Below are 14,094 nucleotides of genomic sequence, written 5' to 3'. Positions count from 1 at the left end.
CAACTCTCCCCTCCTTTTTTGCTGGCCCGCTCGCCGGTCTCTCAGGTCGCGCGCGCAATGGCTGTCGCTCTGCTTGCCGTGGCGTGCGGTGCGCAGGCGCAGCAGGCTTCGCTGCCCGAAATCACGGTCAATGAAGGTGCCGCCGCGCCGCAGGCCGACATCAGCGGGTTCGGCGACGTGCCGCTGCGCGAGCTGCCGATTTCCGCCACGGTCATCGACAGCCAGCAGTTGCGCGCCAGCGGTGCGCGCCGCCTTGCCGACCTCACGCAGTTCGATTCGTCCGTGACGGACGCCTACAACTCCGCCGGCTACTGGGACTACCTGACGGTGCGCGGCTTCGTGCTGGACAACCGCTTCAACTACCGGCGAGAGGGTTTGCCGATCAGCGCCGAAACCTCGATTCCGCTGGACAACAAGGAGCGCGTGGAAATCTTGCGCGGCACCAGCGGCATCCAGGCCGGCACCAGCGCGCCGGGCGGGCTGGTCAACTACGTGGTGAAGCGCCCCACCGAGCAGGACCTGCGCACGGTGCGCATCGAGACCACGAGCCGTGGCAGCCTGCTGGGCGCCATCGACCTGGGCGGGCGCTTCGGCGAGAACCGCGAGTTTGGCTACCGCATCAACGTGGCGAGCGAAAACCTCAAGCCGCTGACGCACAACCTCGACGGCAACCGCAACCTGTTCTCGCTGGCGGCGGACTGGCGCATCACGCGCGACTCGGTGCTGGAGCTGGAGCTGGAGCAAAGCCGCAAGACGCAGCCCAGCCAGAACGGCTACAGCCTGCTGGGCAACGTGCTGCCCGCGCCGGTCGATCCGCGCATGAACCTGAACAACCAGCCGTGGTCGCAGCCGTCGGTGTTCAAGGCGTTCACCGGCTCGCTGCGCTTCAGCCAGGCACTGAACACCGACTGGCGCTGGAGCGCGCAAATTGGCCAGCAGCGCCTGAAGAGCGACGACCGGCTGGCCTACGCCTTCGGTTGCGGTGCCGAAGGCAACTACGACCGCTACTGCTCGGACGGCACCTTCGACGTGTACGACTTCCGCAGCGAGAACGAGCGGCGCACGCAAACGGCGGGCAGCCTGAACCTGAAGGGCAACGTGACCACGGGCAGCGTGAAGCACGAACTGGGCTTCGGGCTGCTGCAGAGCCGCGTGCGCAACCGCTTCCAGGACCAGGCCTACAACTACGTCGGCACGGGCAACATCTGGGGCACCGCAGTGCTGCCGGCCGACCCGACGCTCACCAGCCCCAACACCAACCGCGACGAACGCTCGACCGAGCTTTCGGTGCAGGACGCCATCCGCTGGAACGACCGCTTCACGACCTGGGTGGGCGTGCGCCACACGCGGCTGGACCGCGACAGCATCCGCACCGACGGCTCGCGGCCCACCGGCTACAAGCAGGGCGTGACCACGCCGTGGGTGGCGGCGAGTTATGCTATTCAGCCCGGACTGCTGGCCTATGCGAGCTGGGGCAAGGGTGTGGAGTCGCAGGTGGTGCCGAACAAGATTTCGCAGTACAGCAACGCCGGCGAGGCGCTGCCCGCGCTGAGCTCGCGCCAGTGGGAGCTGGGCATCAAGGGCGGCAGCAATGCATTCAACTGGCAGCTTGCATGGTTCGACATCTCGCGGCCCATGACCAACCTGGACGCCTGCGACCGGCTGGGCATCACGCCGTGCGAGGCACGCTATGACGGCAGTGCGGTGCACCGCGGCCTGGAGGCTGGCGCGCAATGGAACGAAGGCCCGTGGCGGCTCGGCGGCAGCGTGACGCTGATCGATGCCAAGCGCCGCGGCAGCACCGTCGAGCCGAGCACCAACGGCCAAGCCCCCACCAATGTGCCCAAGCAGGTGCTGCGCGCGCAGGCGGCGTATCGCGTGGCGGCGGTGCCGGGTCTGGAGCTGGCCGGGCAGCTGTCGTACGAAGGCCGGCGCAATGTGCTGCCCGACGGCTCGATCACGCTGCCCTCCTGGACGCGGGTGGATGCGGTGCTGCGCTACGACACCAAACTGCGCGGCGTGAACACGACGTGGACGCTAGCGGTCGACAACCTGTTCGATCGCCGCTACTGGAAAGAGTCGCCGTATCAGTTCGGCCACATCTACCTGTTTCCCGGTGCGCCGCGCACGCTGCGGCTGGGTGTGAGCGTGGCGCTGTGAGCGTGGTGCGACTCACGAATTAGGCGAGGCTGTGGCGCGTGTTTGAGAACACCCCAAAAATCGCGCTATAATCTAAGGCTTGTTCCTCGATAGCTCAGTTGGTAGAGCGCCGGACTGTTAATCCGTAGGTCCCTGGTTCGAGCCCAGGTCGAGGAGCCACAAAAAGCCGCAAGGCCACTGGATGCTCCGCTACTCACAAGGTAGCGGGGCATTTTCATTTGTGGCGCCGCATTGCAACTGTGTTGCACACGTTCAAAAAAATGAAGCGTCGATTCAAAAATCGACAAATCCATTGCATATAATTTAAGGCTTGTTCCTCGATAGCTCAGTTGGTAGAGCGCCGGACTGTTAATCCGTAGGTCCCTGGTTCGAGCCCAGGTCGAGGAGCCAAAACACACCACTTCGGTGGTTCCTGAATGCCTCGCTACTCTCAAGGTAGCGAGGCATTTCCGTTTGTGGCGCCCTTCGTGCAACGTTCTCGTGCAGTCTGCTCGCAGCACTTACAGCGGCTGGAACGCGATGAGCCCCATGCCGACGAAGCACACCGCCACGCCGACCACGTCCCACGTCGTCGGCCGGATGCCGTCCACCGCCCAGAGCCACACGATCGCAACGCCGATGTACACGCCGCCGTATGCCGCATACACGCGCCCCGCCGCCGCGTCGTGCAAGGTCAGCAGCCACGCGAACGCCGCCAGACTCACGGCCGCGGGCACCAGCAGCCAGGCCGAACGATCTTCCTTGAGCCACAGGTACGGCAGATAGCAACCGATGATTTCGGCGACAGCCGTCGCCACGTACAGAAGAAAAACGCGCATGCCGCAATTGTGCGGGGCCGCACCACGCTTATCGGCAAGGCACGTGAGGCCATTGCTTGATGGCACCACCCCACGCACCTACACTCCCGCGCATGTCACCGTGGTTCACCTTTCGTCAACACCCTGCCGCATACGCAGCCCTGCCCCTGGCAGCGGCCGGCCGCGGCGCGGGTGCTGCCGTCAAGGCAACGCCGCGGGTCTTGCGACGCACCCGCGCACTTTCCTGAGCCCGGCGGTCCGCTACCTTTCTTTTTGATGCGCGAACCATTGACCGCCGGGCACCCGCCGCGCGGTAGCGTCGTCGTTCCTCCTTCCATCCGGACCGACGACGCATTCAACTGGAGTGCTTCATGCTTGCAACCATTCACGGGGAGCGCACGCTCACCGAACTCGACGTCGTGCGGCTCGAAAAACTGACCGGCCACCAGCCTCCCGCGGCGCTGGCCGAACTGCTCGACGTGGCCGAGGTGCTGCCTTCGCGCGAGGTGCCCGCCGACGTGGTCACCATGAACTCGCAGGTCGAGGTCGAAGACCCGGCCACGCAGCAGCGCCAGAAGATCACGCTGTGCTACCCCGGCGACGCACAGCCGGGCGCGCGCTTTGTCTCGGTGCTGTCGCCCATCGGCACCGGCCTGCTGGGTGTGAAGAGCGGCACGCTCGCGCGCTGGCACCTGCCCAATGGCGCGCAAGGTGAAACGCGCGTGCTTGCGGTGCTGTTTCAGCCAGAGGCCAGCGGCGACTACACGGGCTGACTACAAAGCACGACGACCACAAGGCCTGAGGCGCCGCGGCCGGTGCTCGCCGTGGTCCGATCACCGCCCTGCAAACAGCCAACATGACTTTCGACACTGGTGTGTCGAACTGTCGGGTCGTATCGTCGCGCGGTCGCCGGCGGCGCGTCGACTCGGGAGGCCGTACAGGCCCTGGCAATTCCATCTTCGGTCTTGACAAGTGACGCGCGCCACGGGCGCCGCATTCTTCTCACTTGACAGATCAGCACATGGCTTTCTTCAAACTTTCTCTCGCAAGCGCACTCGCTGGCCTGCTGGCCCTTTCGGGCTGCCAGACCATGGACATGCAAATGGGCGCCCCGGCCGCCAAGACCGTGGCCACCGGCAGCGCCGCCGGTGCCGCCACCTCCGGCGAAAGCACCCAGCTCGAGCGTTGCGATTCCCCACTGGGCACCGTGTCGCTGATCGAGAACCAGAGCGCCGGTTGGTACACCGTGCTCACCGGCGAATACAAGCTGCCACCCACGGCCAACCTGCTGCGCCTGCTGGTGCAGCAATCGAACTGCTTCGTGGTGGTGGAGCGCGGCGCGGCGGGCATGAACGCCATGACGCGCGAGCGCGCGATACAGCAGTCGGGCGAGATGCGCGGCGGCAGCAACTTCGGCCGCGGCCAGATGGTGGCGTCCGACTACGGCCTGTCGCCCGAAATCGTTTTCAGCAACAGCGACGCGGGCGGCCTGGGCGGCGCACTCGGCGGCCTGGTGGGTGGCGGGCGCGGCCGTGCCATTGCACAGCTTGGCGCCAGCATGCAGACCAAGGAAGCCAGCGCGCTGCTGACCCTCATCGACAACCGCTCCGGCGTGCAGGTGGCTGCTGCTGAAGGCAGCGCCTCCAAGACCGACTTTGCGGGCTTCGCCGGCCTGGGTGGCCTTTCGGGCGCCGGTGGCGTGGGCGGCTATACGCGCACGCCGCAGGGCAAGGTGATTGCCGCGGCGTTCATGGATGCGTTCAACCAGATGGTTCGCTCGCTGCGCAGCTACAAGGCGCAGACGGTGCGTGGCCAGGGCCTGGGTGGCGGTGGCCGCCTGGGCGTGGACGGCGGCGCCGCGCCGTCGCAGACCTCGGCGCCCGCGGCCACGACCAACCGCCGTCGCAAGTAAACAGGCGCGCCCTCGCGGCGTGCCAACGGGGAGCAGCGGTCGATCGCCAGGCGCAAGCCACCGAAAGCAGTGGACCACCTCCCTTGTATATAGGATGGGCAGCGCACGGCCCGGCACCTACCCTCAGGGCCACCCCCATCGCCCTTGAGGAACCCCTTCGCCATGCGCCTCGCCCCCATCCTCTGCATGCATGCATGCAGCTCTTTCGCACCGGCGCACGCATGACCGTGGACACACGGGTTGCCCTGGTCGAAGACGACACCGGCATGCGCGAACGCATTGCGCGCGTGGTCGACGCCGACCCTTCTCTGAGCCTGGCCTACAGCGCCTCCAACGCCGGCGAAATTCTTGCGTGGCTGGTCGACAACCCGGTCGACGTGTTGCTGGTCGACCTCGGCCTGCCCGACCGGCCCGGCCTGCAGGTCATCAACCAGTGCCGCCTCATGCAACCGGCATGTGCGGTGATGGTGTTGTCGATCTTCGGCGACGAGGCCAACATGGTCCAGGCCTTCGAGGCAGGCGCCAGCGGCTACCTGCTGAAGGACGGCACCGAGGCCGACCTGGCCACCCACATTCGCCACCTGCGCGCCGGTGGCTCGCCGATGTCGCCGGTGATCGCGCGCAAGCTGCTGCGCCGCTGGCAGGCGAATGCCGGGGCCGCGGCCCAAGCCGATGCGGCCAGCACGGCCAACCTTGCCACCACTGCCACCGCCCTGGCGGCCAAGCCTTCGTTGGGGCACGAGCGGCTGTCGCCGCGAGAGTTCGAGGTGCTCGACCTGGTCTCCCGCGGTTTCACCTATGTCGAAGTGGGCACGCAGATGGGCGTCTCGGCGTCCACGGTGCAAACCCACATCCGCAACATCTACGCCAAGCTGGATGTGCACAACAAGTCGGAAGCCGTGTTCGAGGCACGCAACCTCGGCTGGCTCCCCTAGCGTGACTGCCGCGCGGGCCCGCAGGCTGTTGCGCGCGGCGCTGTGGACGGCATGGCCATTGCTGGCGTGGACCGCTGGCGCCGCGCAGCAGGCACACGCCGCGACGCCCGCCAACGCGCTGGACATCACCACGGCCGAAGCCGTGCTCGAACCCGACGGCCTCCCCGCGCAAACGCGCCGCGTGTCGCTGCCGTTCCGCTGGGACCATGAGTTTCCAGGCCTGGGCGGCAAGGCCACCTACCGCATCGACCTGCCCACCGCCGCCGTGCCCGGCCAGGAGCCCGGGGCGCTGTTGATGTCGGGCGTGGGCAATCAGGTGGGCATTTCGTTCAACAACGCGCTGGTGGCCAGCTACGGCACGCTCGGCGACCCGGCGCACGACGCGTCGAAGAGCAACCTGCTCGTGCCCTTGCCGGCCGCGCTGCAGCGCGAGGGGCCTGCCCAGTCGCTGGAGGTTCGCACCACGGTGCAACGCCAGCGCGGCGCGGGGCTGGCCAGCATTCAGTACGGCACCGAGGCCGCGCTGGCGCCGCTCTACCGCTCGCAGCAGAACTGGCGCAACACCTCGGCCATCGTCTATGCCGTGAGCCTGGTGTTGATGGGCGGCTTGGCCGGTGGCCTCTGGCTGCGCCAGCGCGATGCGCTGTACGGCTGCTTCGCGCTGGCAGCGCTCTCCGGCGTGGCGCGCAACCTGGACCGTGTGTGGCCCGACATGCCGATTCCCTGGCCCCTGTGGGGCGCGGTGGTGGCAGTCTGCTATGCCTGCCACATCGGGCTGATTGCGCGCTTCGTGCTGCTGGTGCTCGAGCGCAACCCGCCGTGGCTGGTGCGCTCTATCTATGCGGCGCTGGCGTTGTCGGTCGCGCTGGCCTGCGCCTCCTTCGCCTTCGCGTTGCCCATGCTGTGGACCGCGGGACTGGTGGTGCTTCAGGCGACGAGCATCGTCTGCCTGCCATACGTGGTGTACGGCGCACTGGTGGAGCACCGGCGCATTGCGGCGGTGTTGCTGGCGGCGGGCACCGGGGCCATTCTGGCCGGCGCGCACGACCTGCTGCTGGTGCGCATGGGCCTGTTCGGCGGCGCGTATTACACGCTCACCGCGCATGCGATGTTCTTCTTCGTGATGATCCTGGCGGGCCTGGTGGTCGAGCGTTACAGCCGCACGGTGGCCGACTACAGCGCGCTCAACGCCAACCTCGCGGCACGGGTCGCGGAACGCGAAGATCAGTTGCGCAGCGCCTTCGACACCATGCGCCAGCAACAGCAGCAGCAGGCCGTGCTGCTGGAGCGCCAGCGCATCATGCGGGAGATTCACGACGGTGTGGGCTCGCAGCTGGTGGGCCTGCTCAACGTGGTGACCCAGCCCATGCCCGACCGCGGCGTGGTCGAGGAGCATGTGAAGCTCGCGCTCGACGAGATGCGCATGGCGGTCGACTCGTTGCAGCCCACGCACGACGACCTGGCCACAGTGCTGGCCACGCTGCGCTACCGCCTGCAGCCGCGCCTGGACGCCGCCGGCATCGAGCTGGTGTGGGACGTGGCCGTGATTCCCACGCTCGCTCCCTTCGCCGCGCAGGCCGCGCTGCAGCTGCAACGCATCCTGCTGGAGGCCTTTACCAATGTGCTGAAGCATGCGGGCGCCACGCGCATCGTGATGCAGGCCGGCTGGCATGGCGAGGCCACGCCACCGCTGGTGCGCATCGTGCTCACGGACAACGGGCGCGGGCTTGCCGCCACGCCTGCGGGTGGGCGGCCAGCGGGGCACGGCATCACGAACATGCGTGCGCGCGCGCAGTCCATCGGCGCGCTGCTGCTCATCGAGACCGCGCACGACACTGACGGCGGCACGCGCGTGCGCCTGGACTGGCCCTGCACCCTGCCCTGACGCGTCAGCGCAGCGCGAAGGCCAGCGTGACGGCACCCAGCGCCAGCAGCGCAAGGCCGGCGATGAAGACCATCTCGCCCCAGGCCTCCAGCCGCGCACCCGAGGCGCGCGTGCGCATCGAGATGAAAGACAGCAACGCGCTGGCCAGGAAGACCAGCGCGTCGACGGCCAGCAAGCGGTCGATCAGCAGGCGCATGTCGTCGCGCGGGCCCAGATGGCCAATCGACATCACCGTCATGCACACGCCGATCATGGTGGCCGACGTGGGCAGGATGTGCGCCGAGAGGCCGCCGGTGCTCATCCGCTCAGTCACTGAGTTCGGCCACTGCGTTCGGTCGGCAGATCAACCAATTCGCACCGGCACGAAGATCTTGTCTTCGCCGCGTTGGATGAGCAGGGCCACCGACTTGTTGGTGGCCTTCGCCACCACCTCGCGCACCTGCTCCACGCTTTGCGCCGGCGTGCCGTTGATGGCCAGCAGCACGTCGCCGGCCTGCACGCCCGCTTGCGCCGACGGCCCCGCGGCATCTTCGATGAGCAGGCCGATTTCCACCGACGCCTCGCGCTTTTCCTGCGGCTGCAGCGGGCGCAGCGCCAGGCCCAGCTTGCCCTGGCTGGCCGCGGCGTCGGCCTTGGCGACCTGCGCCGGCTTGTCGCTCGCATCGCCCAGCTTGGCCTGCAGCTCCTGGCGTTCGCCCTGGCGCCACACCTCGAGCGTGACCTTCTTGCCCGGTGCCTGCTGGCCGATCACTGCAGGCAGGTCGCCCGAGGACACGATCGCCTGGCCGTCGACCTTGCGGATCACGTCGCCCGCCTTCAGGCCGGCCTTGTCGCCGGGGCCGCCCTTCTCGATGTTGGAGACCAGCGCGCCTTCGGGCTTGTCGAGCTTGAACGACTCGGCAAAGGCCTGGTTCACCTCCTGCACCGCCACGCCCAGCCGGCCGTGCGTGGCCTTGCCGGTGGCAACGATCTGGTCCTTCACCTGAATGGCCACGTCGATCGGAATGGCGAAAGACAGGCCCTGGTAGCCGCCGCTGCGGCTGTAGATCTGCGAGTTGATGCCCACCACCTCGCCGCGCGTGTTGATCAGCGGGCCGCCCGAGTTGCCGGGGTTCACCGCCACGTCGGTCTGGATGAACGGCACGTAGCTGTCGTCTGGCAGCGAGCGGCCCTTGGCGCTCACCACGCCGGCCGTCACTGTGTTCTCGAACCCGAAGGGCGAGCCGATGGCCAGCACCCATTCGCCGACCTTCAGGTCCTTGGTGTTGCCCAGCGCCAGCGTGGGCAGGTTCTTGGCATCGATCTTCAGCACCGCAATGTCGGTCTTGGCGTCGGCGCCGAGCACCTTCGCACGGAACTCGCGCCGGTCGGTCAGCTTGACGGTGACTTCCTTGGCGTCCTTCACCACGTGGGCGTTGGTGATGATGATGCCGTTGGCGTCCACGATGAAGCCCGAGCCCTGCGCTCGCACCGGCACGTCGCGCTCCTGCTGTTGCTGCTTGCCGCGCGGGTTCATCTGGCCCTGGAAGCGGCGGAAGAACTGGAACATCGGGTCTTCGGGGTCCACGCCCTGCACCTCGGCGGCGGCCTCGTCGTCCGACGCCTTCATGGTGCCGGTGACGCTGATGTTCACCACCGCGGGGCCGTCGCGCGTGGTGATGGTGGAGAAGTCGGGCAGCGTGACCATGGCCGCCGGCGCGGTGACGGCGGCGTTGGTGGGGGCGCCCACGGCGCGGGCACTGGTGTAGGCACCGGCACCAACGGCACCGATCACACCCGCGCTCGCCAGGGCAATCACCAGGGCGCGGGGCGAAGTCAGACGGGAGTTCATTTGTCGGTTCCTTTCAAGGCGTATGGACGCAAACACGATGAAAGGAATGTCGCCGCGCTGGCTTAAGCACCGCTTAAACCAGCGCCCTCGTTCGAAGCACTCAGGCCTGTGCCGGAAAGCGCACCACCACCCGCAGGCCGCCCAGGCTCGGCGAAGCGTCAAGCGTCACGCTGGCGCCATGCAGCTCGGCAATCGACTTGACGATGGCCAGCCCCAGTCCGCTGCCGGGCGCCTGCGTTTCGCCCGAGCGGTAGAAGCGGTCGAGCACGCGCTCGCGCTCCCCTGGCGGCAGGCCCGGGCCGCTGTCGTCCACCGTGAGTTCGACCGCCTGCTGTTGCTGGACGATGGCGATGTCGACGCGCCCTTCGACGGGCGTGTACTTGACCGCGTTCTCCAGCAGGTTGCGCAGCAGCATGCGCAGGGCCTCCGGCTGGCCGCTGACCACGGCGGCATCGGCATGGGTGATGCCGATGTCGATGCCGCGCGCCTGCGCCGCCGCCACGGCATCGGACACCGCGAGGCGCGCCACCTCCGACAGGTCGACCGCCTCGGGCTTGGCACCGGCCGCCATGCTGGCCTCGTGTCGCGCCAGCGCAAGCATCTGCTCGACCAGCCGCGTGGCGCGGTCGATGCCCGCCACGAGCCGGCTCACGGCCAGGTCGCGCGAGGCGCCGTCGGGTGCACGCTGCAGGCCCTGCACCTGCAGCTTGAGCGCGGCCAGTGGAGAGCGCAGCTCGTGCGCGGCATCGGCCACGAAGTGCTTCTGCGCGTCGAAGGCATGGCGCACGCGGTCGAACAGCAGGTTGAGCTCCTGCACCAGCGGGCGCACCTCTTCGGGCAGGCCTTCTTCGTTGACCGGAGAAAGGTCGTCGGCCTGGCGCGAGGCCACCTGCTTGCGCACGCGCGCCACCGGTGCGAGCGAGCGGCTCACCACCCACCACACGACCAGCATCAGCAAGGGCGCCATCAGCGCCACCGGCGCGATGGTGCGCAGGGCCAGCGTGCCGGCCATGTGGCGGCGCGCCGCCATGTCCTGCGCCACCTGAATCACCAGCCCGCGCGTCTGCATCGAGAACACGCGGTAGGTGGTGCCGCGCGCTTGCACGTCGGCAAAGCCCAGCACCGCGAGCTGCGGCAGCGCGGCCTCTTCCGCCGACTCGAAAATGCGCACGCCCTCGGCGGTCCACACCTGCACCACGAAGTCGAAGTTCTGCTCACCGGTGCCGATGCCACCGACCGCCGCGCTGGGCGGCAGCCCCGCGCGCAGGGACAGCGCCATCTGCTGCATGTGGTAATCGAAGATGTCGTCGGCCTCGGCGAGCACGGTGCGGTACGCCACCAGCGCCTGCGCACCCGCGGCCAGCACGATGGCCGCGAGCAGAAACCACAGCAGGCGTGCGCGCAGCGAACCCGTCACGCTGCGCCTCATAGTTTCGGCACCATGTAGCCCACCCCGCGCACGTTGCGAATGAGTTCGGCGCCCAGCTTCTTGCGCAGGCCGTGCACGTACACCTCGACGGCGTTGCTGCTGATTTCGTCTTTCCAGCTGTAGAGTTTTTCTTCGAGCTGGGCGCGTGACAGCACCATGCCGGGCCGCGCGAGCAGGGGCTCCAGCACGGCCCATTCGCGCGCCGAGAGCACCACGGGCTGCCCAGCCACGGTCACCTCTCTGGTGGCCGGGTTGATGCTCACGCCCATGTGTTCGTAGACCGGCTCTGCGCGGCCTGCCGCGCGGCGCAGCAAGGCGCGGATGCGGGCCAGCAGTTCGTCGAGGTCGTAGGGTTTGAGCACGTAGTCGTCGGCACCGGCGTCGAGGCCTTCGATGCGTTGCTGCACGGAGTCGCGCGCGGTGGCGATGAGCACGGGCATGCGTTGTTTGCGGGCACGCAGGTTGCGAAGCACTTCGAGGCCGTCGCGCCGGGGCACGCCCAGGTCGAGCATCACCAGGTCGTATTGCTGTGTACGAAGGGCCGATTCGGCGGCCTCGCCGTCTTTCACCCAGTCGACCGCGTACTGTTCCGCGCGCAGCAGGTCGAGCACGGCTTCGCCGATCATCACGTCGTCTTCTAGCAGGAGGAGTCGCATGGTTGTGTGTCCGTTTGCTGGGATTCGAGGGGTTTGCTGTGGCTAAAGTTCAGCGGGGTCTCGTTCGGGGCGCGTGCACAGGCCGCCGGGTGCTCCCCTCCGCGAATGTCCCCCGGCTTCGCCTCCTCCTTTATTTCGCTGCGGGGAGCACCCGACGCCCTGTGCACCTGGGCACGCTCTAGGGGATCGCACGATCAACGACCGCTCCGCATAACGCTCACGCCGATGGGGTGCCTTGCGTAGCGAAATAAAGGAGGAGGCCGCAGGCCGGGGGACATTCGCGGAGCAAGGAACCCCGTCGGCGTGGGCGCGCCCCGAATGCATCCCAACCCGAACCTCCAAAAAACAGCGCGCCATTTCAAAGCAGCGAACGCACTTCGCGCGCAGCCTCGAACAGCAAGGGCAACATGTCGCGCTGCAACGCGTCTTCCTGATAGCGGGTACCAGACAGCACCACGTTCAACGCAGCCACCGTGTGACCTTGCATGTCGCGCAAAGGCACAGCCAGCGCCTGCACGCCGAGCTCATGCTCCTCGCTTGCAAAGCAATGGTCGTCCTTGCGTGCACGGGCCACCTGCTGGCGCAGGCCGCGTGCCTGCGTCACCGTCTGCGGCGTGAGGCGCGCCAGGTGCCGGCCCTTGAGCCACTGCGTGAACTGAGTGGGAGGCATCGCGGCCAGCAGCACACGGCCGGTGGAGGTGGCATGGGCCGGCAACCGCGCGCCCAGGTGCAGCCCGTAGGCCAGCACGCGCGTCGGCGTGCCGTAGCTGCCGCTGCGCGCAATGATCACCACCTCTTCCCCGTCGAGCACCACGGCAGAGAACGACTCGCCCGTTTGCGCCGCCAGCCGGTTGAGCGTGGGCTGCAACGCACGCGGCAACCGCGACGACGCCAGGTAGCTGCCCGAGAAACGCAGCACCTTCGGCGCCATCCAGAAATAGCTGCCGTCGGTCTCCAGGTAACCAAGGTGCGCCAGCGTCAGCAAGTGCCGCCGGGCAGCCGCGCGCGTGAGGCCGGCCCGCTCGGCGGCCAGCGTGGCGTTGAGGCGCTGGCGCTCGGTGTCGAAGCTTTCGAGCACCGCCATGCCCTTGGCAATGCCCTCGATGAAGTCGGCTTTGGCAATGGTCATGCGGCGGTGGCGGGTCGGTAGGTTGCAGCGGAATCGAAGTGTTGCGCGATCATCGCGCACGCGTTCGCATGATCGCACAGAGCCTGCGCGAAGGCGCCCCTGCAAATGCCCGCTCGCCCTACGCTGCATCAAACCATCTCGGAGACACGAACATGCGCACACAGGTCGCGATCATCGGCGCCGGCCCCGCCGGACTTCTGCTCGGGCAGCTCCTGCACAAGGCCGGCATTGACAACGTCATCGTCGAACGCCAGAGCGGCGACTATGTGCTGGGCCGCATCCGCGCCGGCGTGCTCGAGCAGGTCACGATGGACCTGCTGGCGCGTGCCGGTGTCGATGCCCGTGCCAAGGCCGAAGGCTTGCCGCACGAAGGCATCGAGCTGCTGTTCAAGGGCGCGCGGCACCGCATCGACCTGCACGGCCTCACGGGCGGCAAGCAGGTCACGGTGTACGGCCAGACCGAAGTGACGCGCGACCTGATGGAAGCCCGCACGGCCGATGGGCTCACCACCATCTACAACGCCGCCAACGTGAGCCTGCACGACTTCGATTCGGCCAAGCCGCGCGTGCGCTACGAAAAAGACGGCCAGACGCATGAGCTCGAATGCGACTTCATCGCCGGCTGCGATGGCTACCACGGCGTGAGCCGCGCCAGCGTGCCGGCCGATGCCATTCAGACCTACGAGAAGGTCTACCCCTTCGGCTGGCTTGGCGTGCTGGCCGACGTGCCTCCTGTGTCGCATGAACTGATCTACGCCAACACCGAGCGCGGCTTTGCCCTGTGCAGCATGCGCAGCGCCACGCGCAGCCGCTACTACGTGCAGGTGCCCACCGAAGAGCGGGTGGAGAACTGGAGCGACGAGGCCTTCTGGAACGAACTGCGCGCACGCCTGGACCCGGAGGCACGCGAACAGCTGGTGACCGGGCCTTCCATCGAGAAGAGCATTGCGCCGCTGCGCAGCTTCGTGGCCGAGCCGATGCGCTTTGGTGCGCTGTTTCTGGCGGGTGACGCGGCGCACATCGTGCCGCCCACCGGGGCCAAGGGGCTGAACCTGGCAACGGCCGACGTGGGGTATCTCTCGCGCGCGTTCGAGATCTTCTATGCGGAAAAGTCGGCCTCCGCGCTGGACCGCTACTCGGACCTGTGCCTTCGCCGCGTGTGGAAGGCCGAGCGCTTCTCGTGGTGGTTCACCTCGCTGATGCACCGCTTTCCGGAAACCGGTGCCTTCGGCCAGAAGATCCAGGAGGCAGAGCTCGACTACCTGGTGCATTCGCACGCGGCCTCCACGTCGCTGGCGGAGAACTACGTCGGGCTGCCGCTGGAAGACTTCTAGGCCGCGCTTGCCTGTTCGCTTGCCCG

12 protein-coding genes and 2 tRNA genes are annotated in these 14,094 nt (G+C 67.7%); 8 read left to right on the top strand and 6 right to left on the bottom strand.

Features of this window, described 5'->3' with window-relative positions:
* Positions 1-57: 57 nt before the first annotated feature.
* The 3 genes from VLK31_RS11035 to VLK31_RS11025 all read left to right on the top strand — a co-directional run bounded on the left by VLK31_RS11035 (position 58) and on the right by VLK31_RS11025 (position 2,550).
* Positions 58-2,160 (top strand): TonB-dependent siderophore receptor, encoded by a 2,103-nt coding sequence (locus VLK31_RS11035; protein WP_409168435.1) that lies wholly within the window; start codon positions 58-60, stop codon positions 2,158-2,160.
* Positions 2,161-2,243: 83 nt separating this feature from the next.
* Positions 2,244-2,319: transfer RNA gene (locus VLK31_RS11030), tRNA-Asn, on the top strand.
* Between the two features lie 155 nt (positions 2,320-2,474).
* Positions 2,475-2,550: transfer RNA gene (locus VLK31_RS11025), tRNA-Asn, on the top strand.
* A 110-nt stretch (positions 2,551-2,660) separates the two neighbouring features.
* Here the strand turns inward: VLK31_RS11025 and VLK31_RS11020 are convergent.
* Positions 2,661-2,978 (bottom strand): YnfA family protein, encoded by a 318-nt coding sequence (locus tag VLK31_RS11020; RefSeq protein WP_409168434.1) that lies wholly within the window; start codon positions 2,976-2,978, stop codon positions 2,661-2,663.
* A gap of 350 nt (positions 2,979-3,328) precedes the next feature.
* Between VLK31_RS11020 and VLK31_RS11015 the strand changes: the two genes are divergently transcribed.
* The 4 genes from VLK31_RS11015 (at position 3,329) to VLK31_RS11000 (ending at position 7,689) form a co-directional block, all read left to right on the top strand.
* The gene (locus tag VLK31_RS11015; RefSeq protein WP_409168433.1) at positions 3,329-3,730 is read left to right on the top strand and encodes a GreA/GreB family elongation factor; all 402 of its coding nucleotides are present in this window, start codon (positions 3,329-3,331) and stop codon (positions 3,728-3,730) included.
* Between the two features lie 248 nt (positions 3,731-3,978).
* A complete protein-coding gene (locus VLK31_RS11010) occupies positions 3,979-4,869 on the top strand; it encodes a CsgG/HfaB family protein (protein ID WP_409168432.1) in 891 nt (296 codons plus the stop codon).
* Between the two features lie 194 nt (positions 4,870-5,063).
* Positions 5,064-5,804: a response regulator gene (locus VLK31_RS11005; RefSeq protein WP_409168431.1), complete on the top strand. Its 741-nt coding sequence runs from the start codon at positions 5,064-5,066 to the stop codon at positions 5,802-5,804.
* A gap of 1 nt (position 5,805) precedes the next feature.
* Entirely contained in the window at positions 5,806-7,689 is a 1,884-nt protein-coding gene (locus tag VLK31_RS11000; protein WP_409168430.1) for a sensor histidine kinase, read from the top strand.
* A 4-nt stretch (positions 7,690-7,693) separates the two neighbouring features.
* On the opposite strand, the gene VLK31_RS10995 is transcribed toward VLK31_RS11000, so the two are convergent.
* The 5 genes from VLK31_RS10995 to VLK31_RS10975 all read right to left on the bottom strand — a co-directional run bounded on the left by VLK31_RS10995 (position 7,694) and on the right by VLK31_RS10975 (position 12,734).
* Positions 7,694-7,990 carry a hypothetical protein gene (locus VLK31_RS10995; protein WP_409168429.1) on the bottom strand — a complete coding sequence of 99 codons (297 nt, stop codon included), beginning with the start codon at positions 7,988-7,990 and terminating at the stop codon, positions 7,694-7,696.
* A 42-nt stretch (positions 7,991-8,032) separates the two neighbouring features.
* Complete coding sequence (locus tag VLK31_RS10990; RefSeq protein WP_409168428.1) at positions 8,033-9,520, bottom strand: DegQ family serine endoprotease; 1,488 nt, start codon at positions 9,518-9,520, stop codon at positions 8,033-8,035.
* Between the two features lie 100 nt (positions 9,521-9,620).
* Positions 9,621-10,949, bottom strand: coding sequence for an ATP-binding protein (locus VLK31_RS10985; RefSeq protein ID WP_409168427.1), 1,329 nt, complete (start codon positions 10,947-10,949; stop codon positions 9,621-9,623).
* A complete protein-coding gene (locus VLK31_RS10980) occupies positions 10,946-11,605 on the bottom strand; it encodes a response regulator (protein ID WP_056518096.1) in 660 nt (219 codons plus the stop codon). Before VLK31_RS10980 ends, VLK31_RS10985 begins: the two co-directional genes overlap by 4 nt.
* Positions 11,606-11,963: 358 nt before the next feature.
* The gene (locus tag VLK31_RS10975; RefSeq protein ID WP_409168426.1) at positions 11,964-12,734 is read right to left on the bottom strand and encodes an IclR family transcriptional regulator C-terminal domain-containing protein; all 771 of its coding nucleotides are present in this window, start codon (positions 12,732-12,734) and stop codon (positions 11,964-11,966) included.
* Positions 12,735-12,886: 152 nt separating this feature from the next.
* Here VLK31_RS10975 and pobA point away from each other — a divergent pair, with 152 nt between their 5' ends.
* Positions 12,887-14,068 carry a 4-hydroxybenzoate 3-monooxygenase gene (pobA, locus tag VLK31_RS10970; RefSeq protein ID WP_409168425.1) on the top strand — a complete coding sequence of 394 codons (1,182 nt, stop codon included), beginning with the start codon at positions 12,887-12,889 and terminating at the stop codon, positions 14,066-14,068.
* Positions 14,069-14,094 lie beyond the last annotated feature (26 nt).

Origin of the sequence: Variovorax sp. H27-G14, assembly GCF_046156345.1 — a bacterium.
Lineage (GTDB): Bacteria > Pseudomonadota > Gammaproteobacteria > Burkholderiales > Burkholderiaceae_C > Variovorax.
Note: the sequence above shows the minus strand (reverse complement) of the source record. Positions and strands in the feature narration are given on the sequence as shown.

What these genes read in the sequence shown, in the direction of transcription:
- VLK31_RS10980 (WP_056518096.1), bottom strand. Translation starts at nt 11,605, where the DNA reads ATGCGACTCCTCCTGCTAGAAGACGACGTGATGATCGGCGAAGCCGTG.
- VLK31_RS10985 (WP_409168427.1), bottom strand. Translation starts at nt 10,949, where the DNA reads ATGAGGCGCAGCGTGACGGGTTCGCTGCGCGCACGCCTGCTGTGGTTT.
- VLK31_RS11010 (WP_409168432.1), top strand. Translation starts at nt 3,979, where the DNA reads ATGGCTTTCTTCAAACTTTCTCTCGCAAGCGCACTCGCTGGCCTGCTG.
- VLK31_RS10990 (WP_409168428.1), bottom strand. Translation starts at nt 9,520, where the DNA reads ATGAACTCCCGTCTGACTTCGCCCCGCGCCCTGGTGATTGCCCTGGCG.
- VLK31_RS11005 (WP_409168431.1), top strand. Translation starts at nt 5,064, where the DNA reads ATGCAGCTCTTTCGCACCGGCGCACGCATGACCGTGGACACACGGGTT.
- VLK31_RS11015 (WP_409168433.1), top strand. Translation starts at nt 3,329, where the DNA reads ATGCTTGCAACCATTCACGGGGAGCGCACGCTCACCGAACTCGACGTC.
- pobA (WP_409168425.1), top strand. Translation starts at nt 12,887, where the DNA reads ATGCGCACACAGGTCGCGATCATCGGCGCCGGCCCCGCCGGACTTCTG.
- VLK31_RS10995 (WP_409168429.1), bottom strand. Translation starts at nt 7,990, where the DNA reads ATGAGCACCGGCGGCCTCTCGGCGCACATCCTGCCCACGTCGGCCACC.
- VLK31_RS11035 (WP_409168435.1), top strand. Translation starts at nt 58, where the DNA reads ATGGCTGTCGCTCTGCTTGCCGTGGCGTGCGGTGCGCAGGCGCAGCAG.
- VLK31_RS10975 (WP_409168426.1), bottom strand. Translation starts at nt 12,734, where the DNA reads ATGACCATTGCCAAAGCCGACTTCATCGAGGGCATTGCCAAGGGCATG.
- VLK31_RS11020 (WP_409168434.1), bottom strand. Translation starts at nt 2,978, where the DNA reads ATGCGCGTTTTTCTTCTGTACGTGGCGACGGCTGTCGCCGAAATCATC.